The sequence below is a fragment of the Candidatus Hydrogenedentota bacterium genome (genome assembly GCA_019637335.1).
Taxonomy (GTDB): Bacteria; Hydrogenedentota; Hydrogenedentia; order Hydrogenedentales; family JAEUWI01; genus JAEUWI01.
This window is the reverse complement of the sequence record JAHBVV010000015.1, coordinates 52,142-64,836: the sequence shown is the minus strand read 5'-3', so window position 1 is coordinate 64,836 and position 12,695 is coordinate 52,142. Positions and strand designations below refer to the sequence as shown.

Here is a 12,695-nt window from a genome sequence, read left to right as displayed (position 1 = left end):
TGCGGCGCACAACCAGGGAGTTTCAAGTCCGATGAAAAACGTGCACCTCGAAACGAACCGCTCCTTCTATGACCGCATCAGCCAGTCCTACGACCTGATAGCCGACGCCAGCGAGCACCAGGCGCGCGAGAAAGGGGAACGGGCCCTGAACCTCCAGCCGGGGGAATCGGTGCTCGAAATCGGCTTCGGGACGGGCAACAGCCTGGTTGACTTCGCGGAACGCGTCGGCCCGAAGGGTACGGTGGCCGGCGTGGATATCTCCCCGAAAATGCGCGAGATTGCCGAGGAAAAGCTGCGGGCCCGGAGCCTGCTGTCCCGCACGGTGCTGAAGATCGGCGATGCGCGGCAGCTTCCCTTCGAGGAAGCCAGCTTTGACGCGGCGTTTTTCTGCTTCACGCTGGAATTGCTGCCGCTGGAGGACATCCCGCTGGCGCTAAATGAAGTCGAGCGCGTATTGAAGCGGGGCGGGCGGCTCGGTGTGGTGGCGATGGCGACCCCGCGCGAGGGCGAGCGAACGGGCCCGATGGAGCGTTCCTATGTGTGGATGCACCGCCATTTCCCTCACATCGTCGATTGCCAGCCCATTGACGTCGCGCGCTTCCTCGATCGGGCGAATTTCAACGTGGTATCCGAGGAAGATTTTGAAATCTGGTCCCTGCCCATCCGGATCGCGGTGGGATCGCTCGCGGCGGTGGCCGCCGGGCGTGACGCCTGATCCTGCCGGATCGCCCGTGACCTGACCCGGCTGGCGCGCCGTGGCTCTGCCGCCGCGGCGCGCCCGCCGCCCTCTATTCCTTTCCGTGCTCCCGATTCAGCGTCGTGAGCAGGTGCTTGACGTCGCGGGCGCCAAAGATTGTGACGTAGGCGGCCAGCAGCCCGAAAAGCAGCATGCCGATAATGAAGGTTGCCTTCCAGAGAAAAATCCAGAATGCCATATCATGCTTCCTTGCGGTTGGGGTGTTTGTCGGGAACGAGCAGGGAGACGGCGACCATGACCACGACGGTCAGGGCCACGGTGAACAGCCCCACGCGCGCGCCGGTAAAGGTGGCCATGAGCGATTGCGCGCGTTCCTCGCCAACACCCAGAATCGCGAGCACGGCATGCTGGACGGCGCCCAGCCCGAATACGGCGGTGCCGCCGCAGAAGAGGGCGGCCAGGGCGCCGGCCTTGCTCGCGCGCTTCCAGTAGAGCCCGCCCGTGAGGACGGCGAAGGCGCCGGTAAAGTAGATCGCGCCGGTGACGGCCATGTAGTCCCAGAGGTCTTCGCGCAGGGGGAAGACGAAGCTGATGGTGAGGATGCAGAGGCCGATAACGACGACGAAGATGCGCGTGGCCAGGACGGCGCCCTTATCGGAGAGGCGGGGCCCCATGAGCGGTTTGAGGACATCGTTGGCCAGCACGGAGCTCCAGCACAGGAGGTAGCTGTCGTGCGTGGACATGAACGCGGCGATCATCGCGGCCGTAAGGAGGCCGAGGGCGCCGATGGGCAGGAGCTGGCCGAGGAAGACCGGCATGGCGTAGAGGGTGTCGAGGCCGGTTCCCGATTCCGGGAAGAAGACGGCATTGAGTTCCGGGTGGCCGATGACCCAGACAAAGGCGCAGATGCCCCAGAAATACGGCACGATGTTGCGGATGGCGAAGGAGATCGACGACCACATGTACTGCCGTTTGACGGTGCGCTCGGAGTCGCAGGCGAGCGCGCGCGCCACGGCGGTGGGCCACAGCGCGCAGTTGACGAGGCCGAGGAAGGCCATCCAGGCGATGTATTCCAGGCCAAATCCGCTCTCGGCGATCATGGGGTTGAATGCGGCTTCCCCGCGCGTTTCGGCGAGGGTATCGAATACCGGGGACCAGCCGAGTTTCATGATCGCCAGGCCCGTGGCCAGGAAAAGGCCCATGGACAGGACGACGAACTGGATGTAGTCGGTCAGGATGACGGAAATCATACCGCCGAGCACGGTGTACGTCAGCACGAGCGTCAGCAGCGTGATCATGACGGCCTTGAGGACCCACCCGTCGTCGGGCAGGCCGGTAATGCCGACGATGAACATGGATCCGGCCTTGAGGAACATGCCCATATTCAGGATGCCGCCGAAGGCGAGCATGACGCCGCCGAGGACCTGGGCGGTCTTTCCGAAGCGCTTGCCGTAGTACTCGGGAATGGTGAGCACTTCCTCGCGCCGCAGGCGGGTGACAATGAAGCCCGTGACGCCAATGAAGAGGGCCAGGACGCCGGACATCACCCCGATGTGGAAGGCCGCGAAGCCCCCGGTAAAGCCCTTCTGGGCGCTGTACATGACGGTGACCAGCCCCATTTCGGTTCCGGTCAGGGTGGCGATGCCCAAGGCGGTCCGCATGCCTCGGCCCGCGACGATATAGTCGCTCAGGCTGCCCACGTACTTGTTGGCCAGGACGCCGATGGTGACGGACAGTCCCAGGTACAGCAGCACAATCCCCCAGTCCAGCGCGGAAAAGTTGGTCTGGGCAAAAACGGCGGCGTAAGACTCCATGAACGTGCGCTCCTCCTTCTCGCGGTCAAACGGGATCCGTATCGCCCGCACACACCCCGCAGGCCCCATCACTATGGCGTTTTCCCGGTTTGATTGCAAGCGCCGCAAAGGATCGTTGGCATTCCCGCGGCGGCGCCCCGGCGCCTTCGTGTGCTGGGAGCAACGATCCCCAATTCCGCCAACAATCCCTCAAACGAGCGGCGCAACAGGAGGTTAGGCATCCCTGCCTGACACAACAAACGCCACAAGTTAATACAGCCGCCACATTGGCCGCCCATGAAGAGACCGGGGTTATCTTCCTTGGGCCAGACATGAATCGGCGGTCCACGTACGCCAATACCGGATGAACTAAATTGGCTGTATCCCCGGGGCTATTCCGCCGCGTGCGGGACGGGCTCGGGCTTGCCGCCGCCGAGGTAGAGGAGCACATCGCGGCCGGAGGATTTGTGGCGCGAGATGCTCGCGATGTGGTGGCCCGGATCCACGGACTGGCGCTCGGCGAAGCCGCGGGCGGCGGCTTTCGAGTCGAAGATCTCAATGTTGATATTGTCGTAGGCGTCATACTGCGCGCGAAGGTCCTGGATAAGCGCTTCCACATCCTCGCGGCGGCTTCCGGGCGGGACGAAACCGGCCATGCCGATGAGGGTCTGCGCGTCTCCACCGAGCTCCGCGACGAGTTCCGGGTCGCGCCCCCACTCGTCGACGGCGGTAAATACGAACTCGGCGGGTGGCGGTAAAGACTCGGGCGCGGTAGGCTCGGGCAGCGCCATTTCCTCCGCCGATGGGCCGGGGCGCGGCGCAGCCTCGCGCAGTCTGGCGGGCGGGATGTCGGGACGCGGTATGATCGGGCCGGTCGGCTGCGGGACGGGCTGTCCGCTGGCCAGCGCGCCGCGCACCGCGCGCAGCTCGGCTTCCAAGGCGATAATACGGTCGATGAACTCGTTCTCGATGAGCAGGCGGAGCTGGTGGATTTCCTGCTGGAGCCGGTAGATCTCTATCGACTCGATGGAGTGGGTCGCGGCCAGGGGATCGCTGGGCACGGCCTCGCGCAGGGCGAAGTCGACCTGGTCCGCCGCCCAGTCGAGCCAGACGATGCCGGAGCGCACGGGGACGGGGTCGTCCGCGGCGGCGGTCAGCGGCAGAATGGCGAGCAGGGCCATTGCGCGGAGGGCGTAACGAATTGTTCGGGTGCGTGGCATGGAGGTCGGGAATTCCTGCAGTCATCGGATAGAGCATGGGCAGCCGGTAGTATAGCAACGATCCGCGGGGAGAAAGGAGTGACAGGTTTTTTTGAGGCTGCAGGCTATAGGCTTTAGGCTTCAGGCTTTAGGTCTGTAGGCAGGTGCGGTTGGGGCGGTTGGTTCGCGTTTTCGCATTTCTTGGGGAATTTCGCTAAAATATGGGGTTCGCAGGGCAGATTCCTGTCCGATTTACACTTTTTTCCAGTCTTGTTCTTTGCTTGTTTGAAGCATTGGAGAAATGAACCATGAGCAAACCCATAGAAACGTTTGAGTTTCAGACGGAAGCGCGGCAGCTGCTGGACCTGATGATTCATTCGGTCTATTCCAACAAGGATATCTTCCTTCGGGAACTCATCTCGAACGCCTCCGACGCGCTGGACAAACGCCGTTTCGAGGGGCTGAAGAATCCCGCGCTGCTCGACGAGGGCACGGAGCTGCGGATCTGGATCGAGCCCGACGCGGAGGCGCGCACGCTTTCGGTGGCCGATAATGGCATCGGGATGACCCGTGAGGAGGTCATCGATTTGATCGGTACGATCGCGAAGTCCGGCACGAAGGAATTCATGAAGAAGCTCCGCGAGAGCAAGGAATCGGCGGTGTCGGCGGAGCTCATCGGGCAGTTCGGCGTGGGCTTCTACTCCACGTTCATGGTGGCGGACAAGGTGACGCTGCTGACGCGGAAGGCGGGCGAGGAGACGGCGACGCGGTGGGAGTCGACGGGCGACGGCACGTACACGCTCGAAGAAGTGGAGCGCGACGAGCCGGGCACGACGGTGACGCTGCACCTGAAGTCCACCGACGAAGAGGACGGCCTGAACGACTACACGCAGGAGTGGCAGGTCCGCCAGATCGTGAAGCAGTACTCCGATTTCGTGGCCTACCCGATCCAGATGGACATCGAGCGGACGGAGATCGAGCGGGACGCGGACGGGAAGCCGGTGGAGGGCGCGGAGGAGAAGAAGGTCGTCAAGACCGAGACGTTGAACTCGATGAAGGCCCTGTGGCTTCGCGACAAGAGCGAGGTGACGGACGAGGAGTACAGCGAGTTCTACAAGCACATCTCCCACGACTGGACGGACCCCGCGGCGCGCATCCAGGCGAAGATCGAGGGCACGCTGGAGTATTCGCTGCTGCTCTATGTGCCGGCGAAGGCGCCCTTTGACCTCTACTACCACGGCGTCCGCCACGGCGTGCACCTGTACGTCAAGCGCGTGTTCATCATGGACGATTGCAAGGAGCTGCTGCCGGAGTATCTGCGCTTCCTGCGCGGCGTGGTGGATTCCGAAGATCTCTCGCTGAATATTTCGCGCGAGATTCTCCAGCAGAACCGGCAGATCGAGCGGATGCGCAAGGGCATAGTCAGCAAGGTGCTGGACTTCCTCCGCAAGCAGTACAAGGACGACAAGGACGAGTTCATCGCGTTCTGGAACGAGTTTGGCCGGGTGTTCAAGGAGGGCATTTTCCAGGATCGGGACAACCAGGAGGCCATCCTGGACCTGTGCCTGTTCTCGTCCACGAACGATCCCGACGAGTACACGACGCTGGCCGACTACATCCAGCGGATGAAGGAGGGCCAGGAGGCCATCTACTACATGACGGGCGAGTCCCGCGCGAAGATCGAGTCCTCGCCGCACATGGAGAGCTTCCTGGACAAGGGCTACGAGGTGCTGATCCTGGCCGATCCGGTGGACGAGATCTGGTGCCAGCAGGTCTTCAAGCACAAGGACTTCGAGCTGAAATCCATCAGCAAGGGCGCGGTGGAGCTGGGCACGGAGGAGGAGAAGAAGGCGGCCGAGGAGCGGCGGAAGGAGAAGGAGAAGGAATACCAGTCGCTGCTGGAGTGCCTGAAGGACAAGCTGAAGGATCACGTGAAGGAGGTTCGCCTGTCGAACCGGCTGAAGAACTCGCCGGCCTGCCTGGTGACCGATGGCGGCGATCTTTCGCCGCAGCTCGAACAGATGATGCGCCAGATGGGTCAGGAATTTCCGGCGTCCAAGCGTATCCTGGAGCTGAACCCGGATCACGCGGTCCTGCGGAAGCTGCACGACATCTACGACGCCAGCCAGGACGATCCCCGGCTGGAAGATTACGCGCAGTTACTGCATGGCCAGGCGCTGCTCGCGGAGGGCGGGGATCTGCCCAACCCGGCACAGTTCAGCAAGCTGGTGGCGGATCTGATGGTGAAGGCGGGCTGACGGCGGGGCCGTACAGCGGAAGACGATACCGCGAGGGCGGGCCGGCGCACGGGCGCGCGGGCCCGCCCTTCGCCTGTTTCTGGCCGCCCGCGCGGCGGGTGTGGTAGATTGATTGCCCGTGATTCGCACGGGTAACAGCGGGAGAATGTTGTGTCCAAGACGGCTTTTGCGGCGGATATGAAGGCGCTCGACCTTCTGAACCTGGAGGGCGCGGTGCGCGCGCTGGAGCAGCAGGGGATTGACGAGTTCCACTTCGACGTGGCGGATGGCCGCTTTGTGGAGGTGTTCGGATTCGCCCCGGCGGCCATTGCGGCGGTGAAGGCCGTATCCGCGATCCCCTGCCACGCGCACCTGCTCGTGGCGCAGCCGGAACGCGTGCTCACGGCGGTGCTGGCGAGCGGCGCGGACACCGTTACGCTGCACCTGGAAAAATGCGTCCACATCCACCGGGCGCTGTCGCAGATCCGGGACGCAGGGCGGCAGGCCGGTATTGCGGTGCTCCCGGCGACGCCGCTTACGAAGGTGAACTACCTCTTCCCCCAGATCGATCGCCTGCTGCTGCTCGGCGCGGATCCGGTACGGCGACGCGGTGGCCTGCCCCGCGCCGCCTGGGAGCGGATCCGGCTGCTGCACGAAAACATCCGCTACCACGAGTACGCCGTGGCGCTGGAAGCCGAAGGCGCGGAGTCGGCCGAAGACGCCGCGCGCTGTATTCGTTTTGGCGCGTCGCGCGTGGTGGTGGGCCCGGGGGCGGCGGATGGCCTGGCGGATCCGGAGCGTCACGCGGCCCTGCGGGAGTTCGTGGAGCGGGTGAGCGCGGCGGTCCATACGGTGTAGGGCGGTGGCGTGCGTGGCGGACGAGCCTTCTGTGCCACCTGCCTGGCAATGCAGTAATAGTATAGTTTGGAGTAAGCTCGGTTGGAAATGCCGCTGACCCCGACCCCCGCGGCCCTTCGCTATGAACCGCGGGCGCGGTAGTATCCCGGCGCCGAGACGTACCGGCCCACGCCGCGACCAGCGCTCCGATCCGGAACGTGCTGTACTGGCTCTACACCCTGGGGGTTGACAAAACCGCCCGGATGTCTTAGGGTACAAGCGAGGTTGTCAAGAGACAGGAGGCCGGCAGATGAAACACCACGGGCTGAAGCACTATTTCATGGGGGCGATCGCCGCCGCACTTCCCCTGGCCATGCTGTCCGCGGGCGCGGCGCCCGTGGATTCCCCGGAGCGCATCGGGGAGGAGCGGCGTCGGGCAGACGCATTAATACAACAGGGCCACCGGGTGGAAGCCTCCACCCGGCTGTTGCAGGCCCTGCGCGCGATACCGCCGGATCGAACCGATCTCGCGCCGCGGGCCGTCGGCCTGGCGCAGGCGCTGCTTTTCAATACCGAAGACCTCATGCACCCGCACGAACGCGAGGCTTTCTACGCGGATACCCTGGACGAGGTGAACCAGCCCATGGACCTGCTCCTCGCCACGCTCATGCGGTATACGGAGGACCTGACGATGACGGTGGACGAGGCGGAGCGGTGCGTGAAGGACCTGTACAAATTGACCCGGGGCGATCACGGGGTCGCCCGGCTTGGCGCCCTTTTTACCATGTCGAGCCCTTACTTCCTGCACGACACCGGCTGGGCCCGGCGGGCGCGCGACCTTATTATCGAGGACTACCCGGACAATGCGCTGGCCGTGGAGGCCCAGCGGCTCGTGTTCTACCGCGCGGACCGATCCCCCGGCGGGCTGAACCGGATGTTCAACGCGCCGGACCAGTTTGGGGAATTGCGGGCGCACAGCGTGCGCCTCCGCGAAGACGCTATCGGCGCGCCAATATACGCCCACCTCAACGCGCGCGGCGGCGAGCAGGACGACGCCGCACTCGCGGCGGAGCTGGCCGGCGCCGCCTCGTCGGCGGCGGACTGGCAGCAGGAATACGCGGCGCTCAGCATCATCGCGGACCTGGATCCGGCCCTGGCGGGAGACCGCATGTGGGCGGCCGCGTCGGAAGCCATCGCACGCGACCGGGACCCGCGCCCGGTTTTCCGCGCGCGCACGATTCGGCTGGGCCTGGCGCGCGCCGGGGGCGATGCGGCCACCATTCTGGAGGATGCCCACGCGCTGCTGGACTATGCCGAGATCCCGCTGGTTTACGAGCGGAACAACTACGAAGAGGTGATGCTGCATACGCAGCAGAGCGCCGATCGGCTTGCCGAACTCGGACGCCCCGATGCCGCCGCCGAATTGCTCCGGCGCCTGGCGCATCGCGTTCCGGGGTCGGCCCTCGCCGCCAATCTGGACGCCTCCATCGAATCCATAGCCGAAGCCGGCGCCCGCGCGGCGGACGAGTGACAGGGGGTAGAATCATGAAACGCATTCCGCAAGAATCCGCCATGTTCGGCAATTTCGCCGCCGGGTGCGCACTGTCCGCCGTCGTGATCGGCGCGTTTATCGCCCTGGTTGAAAATCCGGCCCGGGCCACGGAACCGCCAGACCCGCCGCCCCAGTAAACCCTCACCGTGAACAAACAGGGCGGCGATTCCACCTGCGAAGTGCGGCTGGATCTGCCGGAAACGACCGGGTGGTCCACCGATCCGATTGTGAGGACCTATGACGCGTACACCGAATACGCTCCCACACACCGGGTGAATTGCCCGTCCCAGTACCGATTTGTTCGCTGGGAAAGTGATGAAGATAGCGATATCCATGGCTGGCGGGAGACGAGCCATCCGGACTTCGAGCTAACGCAGAATACGACGGCGACCGCGGTGTTTGAAAAGGTTGTGGTCCCGGACGAAGAGTCGACAATCTGGGAGGAGCATTTGCAGAGTCCCCACTTGGGAGATCGCTACTGGCACAAGGTTTCCCTGAGTTCAGACCCGGATTATAGCTTCGAAGGCATTACCATCAACGAAGATTTCCTCCCGTCCGAAATGGATACGAGTGGGACTAGTATGACGCTTAGTCAACAACAAAAAGAGCAGTTTCAGATGAATTGGGATGGCAGTTGGAAGATTGACGGAAACAACTACCGGGCCGACCTGGACGGGGATCCCGACGGCAAAAAGTTCGATGACCACGGGTTCAACCCGAATATCTCGGCATCCGTCTGGAGTAGCATGGAAGTTGGTGATGTGTTCAAGCTTAAACAGCGAATGCGGGTGGTGGGCTGTGTCAGTGTGAACAACGAAGGCCCGTGGTTCGTCACCCACGAACTCGAGTACAAGGTTACCATGGAATCAAGCGGGCACTACAAGTTGGTTTTTGTCAAGAAGAGCGGTGTTCAGGGGCCGGGTGACCCAAGTTTCTAAGTGCAACCGTGTCCAGACTTCGAAGGAGTCTCCGATGTTATGCTTCCGCCATTTATTCGCTGCCACCCTCCTGCCCGGATTTCTTATAGCGTGGAACACGGCGGCGATGGCGCCCGGCGTGGAAGACGAGGTTGGCCGGCCGCAGGCTGGGGTGCGGGATAGTTCCAGCGAGGATTCGAAATCGCCGTTACGGGAACGCGTAGCACACCGCGCGGTCAGCCTGGATGAGCCGGAAAGTCTGTACGATCTCAAGCGGGCTATCGAGCGTTGCTTTGGTCTGAAATTTGCCAGCGAGGGGCTGCCGGAACATTGTGCGGGCGCAACGGAGCGCGAAGCGCCTCCGGGACCCTTCGCGATCCACAAGGGAGAGCGCTTTGATGCGGCCATCGCCCGCCTGGAGGCGGCATCGGGGGGGCGCTGGCTTTTCGAGGAAATCCACGGCGTGCCGGTGTTGCGCCCGAACAGTACGCTGGAAGGGCACGGGAACCTGCTGGACACCGTTGTAACCGTCGACATCAAGGCCACCTCGGTGTGGGAAGCGGTCAGCGCACTGGCCCGCGCCGTGAACGAGGCGAATGCTGTACCCCGTAGCGACAGGCGACCGCTGTTAATCACGTTTGGCGGGGTGGACGTGTTGATGCGCCCCGCGGACGTATTGACCGGGGAGACACCGATAGCCGTGTCGCGGGACGCGGCCCCGGCCCGAGAGGTCCTATGCGACATTTTGATGCAGGCAGCGGGAACGATGCAGGTAGACGGTCATATCCAGTACTTGTACCACTGCAATGAACGCGGGCGGAAGCTGATCCTGGATTATGTAACGATTAATGCGTTTAATGAAGACAATATGGTAATTAATAGTCAAATGGGCGATGATTTCGAACGGCTATTGAAGACAAAGGACTGGATGTCCACCGAAAAGACCATGGCCGTCCAGGTCCCCGGATACGATGCGGACGATGAATAAACGCTGACACGGCATCCAGGCGTGGCGGGTGCTTCTGGGCGTTTGTATTCTTCTGGGCGCCCCGTGGGGGATGATCGCGGGGAAAGTCTTCACAGCCCATCCGATTTGAGCGCACGGGAGTGTTCATAGACGGTTTTCCGGCGCGCGAATCATTCTGGAGTCGCCAATAGATGCCGGTATGGGCCTCTGATGGTGGAATCGAATCGGCCGGTTTTGCGGCCCGAAGGGCCAGTGCAGCGCCCAGCCCTGGGCAGCGCCCAGGGAAAACGGGAACACCCCTTTCTCCGCCCTGAAAGGGTAAGCGCAGCGAGTTGCGCGCATGCAGCCACGCTGAAGTCGAACTGCGTTGGACCTTCGGGCCGACAGCGTGCGCCGGAATACGGTGTTCCCGCCAGGTAACGGGTTATCAAACCCCGCGAGATTCATGGCGCCTCGTGACCTGTCGGCGCGTCAGTCACCAGAAGAAAAGCCTCGAGCAAGCTACACGGGTTCCCTTTCACGGCCGCCGTTGTGCCCTCAATAGGGTGAGCGGTCATGTTCTGCGGCTCGGTGGTTTCAGGGAAATAGTTCTTCCCAGGTATCTTCCCGGAAACCGACGGTGGCGATGTCCTTGCCGATGACGAAGGGGCGCTTGACGAGGTTGCCGTTGGTGCTGAGGAGGCCGAGGGCCTCGTCTTCGGGCATGGCGGGGAGCAGTTCCTTGAGGTTGAACTGTTTGTAGTCCATCCCCGAGGTGTTGAAGAGCTTCCTGAGGTCGCCGTTCATGGCCTTGAGCATCTTGCGGAGTTCCGGGATGCCGGGCGGCGTCTCGCGGATGGGGATTTCCTGGTAGGCGACACCGCGGGCGTCGAGCCATTTCACCGCCTTCTTGCAGGTTCCGCAGTTCTTGTAGGTGTAGACCTTGAGACCCATTGCCGTGTGTCCTTCCGGTTGCCTGAATCCTGGAAATCGGGGCCGGGCGGGATCATAGCACATCCGCCCGGCCCCGAAATCGCATTACGCATGCGCCGGAAGCCTGTCCGCGACGCGCGCCGCGATGGCGTCCAGGTCGGCCCCGTCCACCGCGCCGTGCACGGTGTCGGCGAAGCGCACGAAGGCCTCGTAGAGCAGGTCGCAATCGGCGCCCTCGACGGTGTGGCCGCGCATTCGGGCGACGTGGAGCACGGCGTTGCGCCCGGAGCGGGCGGTGAGCACGAAGTCGTGGCCGGCTTTTCCGACGAGATCCGGGGCGACGTACTGGTAGTTCTCCGGGGCCTTGAGGATGCCGTCCTGGTGGATTCCGGAGCTGTGCGTGAAGGCGTTGGCCCCCACGATCGCGCGGTTGGGCTGCACAGGCACGCCGGCCGTCTCGGCGACCATCCGGCTGATCGCGGTGAGGCGGTTGAGGGCGATGCCGGTGTCGCCCAGGCGCTTGAGCGCCGCGATCACGGCGATCTCCTCCAGGGCCGTGTTGCCGGCGCGCTCGCCGATGCCGTTGACCGTGGCTTCGACCTGGCGCGCGCCCGCGCGGATGGCCGCGCAGGCATTGGCGGTGGCCAGGCCGAGGTCATTGTGGCAGTGCGCGGAGACGATGACCTCCGGCCCCAGGAACTGGACCATATCGGCGATGAGCGGGTGAAACTCGTCCGGCGTTGCGCAGCCGACGGTGTCCGCGATGTTGATGCGGGTGGCGCCGACCGCGACGGCGGTTGCGGCGCATTGCCGGAGGAAGATCGGGTCGCTCCGGGTGGCGTCTTCCAGGCTGAACTGGACGGCGTCCGCCCAGTTTCGGGCCTGCCGCGTACAGCGGTCGATGGCCGCCAGCACCTGCGCGCGCGACATGCGGAGCTTGTGCGCCAGGTGGATGTCGGACGCGCCGATTACGAGGTGCATCAGCGGGGCGGCCGCGGGCCGGAGCGCCGCGCCGGCCGCGTCGATATCGCCCGGAACGCAGCGGGACAGCGCGGCGATTTCGCATCCGCGCACGGCCTCCGCGATGGCGCGGACGGCCTCCGCGTCGCCCGGCGAGGATGCGGGGAAGCCTGCTTCAATGGCGGCTGCGCCGAGAACTTCGAGTTCTCCGGCGATCACCAGTTTCTGTCGGGTGTTCATGTGTACGCCGGGCGTCTGTTCGCCGTCCCGGAGTGTGGTGTCTAAGATTCGGATCTTCCGCATGGGTTGCGCCCTTCTCGGTTTTTTTTTGGGTATTGTTGGGGGTTATCCGTTGAGCGGGGCGCGCAGCAGGGAGATCCGGGTCATCGCAGTCCCAAATCCATTTCACAGCCCTCCTTTCTGGCGTTGAGTAGTGTGGACAAAAAACAAGTAATACTTTAGCCGTCTGACGTAAGGCGTTCGCCGATACGAGATGCCGTACGTACACTGGATGTATTCGTCATTCCCGCGAAGGGGGCTGTCGGTTTACTTAACTCACCCTACACTATAGAAGGAATGAGCAGATCCGTCATCCCCGCGAACGCGGGGATCCAGCGACGCGAA

The 12,695-nt window shown here is 63.6% G+C and carries 12 protein-coding genes; 7 read left to right on the top strand and 5 right to left on the bottom strand.

Annotated features, from left to right (window positions below):
* Positions 1 to 31: 31 nt before the first annotated feature.
* Complete coding sequence (locus KF886_16190; GenBank protein MBX3178896.1) at positions 32 to 715, top strand: methyltransferase domain-containing protein; 684 nt, start codon at positions 32 to 34, stop codon at positions 713 to 715.
* A gap of 73 nt (positions 716 to 788) precedes the next feature.
* Here the strand turns inward: KF886_16190 and KF886_16185 are convergent, their stop codons facing one another.
* The 3 genes from KF886_16185 to KF886_16175 all read right to left on the bottom strand — a co-directional run bounded on the left by KF886_16185 (position 789) and on the right by KF886_16175 (position 3,710).
* Positions 789 to 935, bottom strand: coding sequence for a hypothetical protein (locus KF886_16185; protein MBX3178895.1), 147 nt, complete (start codon positions 933 to 935; stop codon positions 789 to 791).
* 1 nt (position 936) lies between these two features.
* Entirely contained in the window at positions 937 to 2,511 is a 1,575-nt protein-coding gene (locus KF886_16180) for a sodium:solute symporter family protein (protein MBX3178894.1), read from the bottom strand.
* Between the two features lie 371 nt (positions 2,512 to 2,882).
* The gene (locus KF886_16175; GenBank protein ID MBX3178893.1) at positions 2,883 to 3,710 is read right to left on the bottom strand and encodes a hypothetical protein; all 828 of its coding nucleotides are present in this window, start codon (positions 3,708 to 3,710) and stop codon (positions 2,883 to 2,885) included.
* A gap of 287 nt (positions 3,711 to 3,997) precedes the next feature.
* On the opposite strand from KF886_16175, the gene htpG reads away from it, so the two are divergent.
* The 6 genes from htpG (at position 3,998) to KF886_16145 (ending at position 10,220) form a co-directional block, all read left to right on the top strand.
* Entirely contained in the window at positions 3,998 to 5,947 is a 1,950-nt protein-coding gene (gene htpG / locus KF886_16170) for a molecular chaperone HtpG (protein MBX3178892.1), read from the top strand.
* A gap of 150 nt (positions 5,948 to 6,097) precedes the next feature.
* Positions 6,098 to 6,784 (top strand): hypothetical protein, encoded by a 687-nt coding sequence (locus KF886_16165; protein ID MBX3178891.1) that lies wholly within the window; start codon positions 6,098 to 6,100, stop codon positions 6,782 to 6,784.
* 289 nt (positions 6,785 to 7,073) lie between these two features.
* On the top strand, positions 7,074 to 8,294 hold the full coding sequence (locus KF886_16160; GenBank protein MBX3178890.1) for a hypothetical protein: 1,221 nt from the start codon (positions 7,074 to 7,076) through the stop codon (positions 8,292 to 8,294).
* A gap of 14 nt (positions 8,295 to 8,308) precedes the next feature.
* Entirely contained in the window at positions 8,309 to 8,452 is a 144-nt protein-coding gene (locus KF886_16155) for a hypothetical protein (GenBank protein MBX3178889.1), read from the top strand.
* Positions 8,453 to 8,461: 9 nt separating this feature from the next.
* Positions 8,462 to 9,253, top strand: coding sequence for a hypothetical protein (locus KF886_16150; protein ID MBX3178888.1), 792 nt, complete (start codon positions 8,462 to 8,464; stop codon positions 9,251 to 9,253).
* A gap of 106 nt (positions 9,254 to 9,359) precedes the next feature.
* Positions 9,360 to 10,220 (top strand): hypothetical protein, encoded by an 861-nt coding sequence (locus KF886_16145; GenBank protein MBX3178887.1) that lies wholly within the window; start codon positions 9,360 to 9,362, stop codon positions 10,218 to 10,220.
* Between the two features lie 555 nt (positions 10,221 to 10,775).
* On the opposite strand, the gene KF886_16140 is transcribed toward KF886_16145, so the two are convergent.
* Positions 10,776 to 11,132, bottom strand: a complete 357-nt coding sequence (locus KF886_16140) for an arsenate reductase family protein (protein ID MBX3178886.1) — start codon at positions 11,130 to 11,132, stop codon at positions 10,776 to 10,778.
* An 84-nt stretch (positions 11,133 to 11,216) separates the two neighbouring features.
* A complete protein-coding gene (locus KF886_16135; protein ID MBX3178885.1) occupies positions 11,217 to 12,374 on the bottom strand; it encodes a 2-isopropylmalate synthase in 1,158 nt (385 codons plus the stop codon).
* Between the last annotated feature and the right edge of the window lie 321 nt (positions 12,375 to 12,695).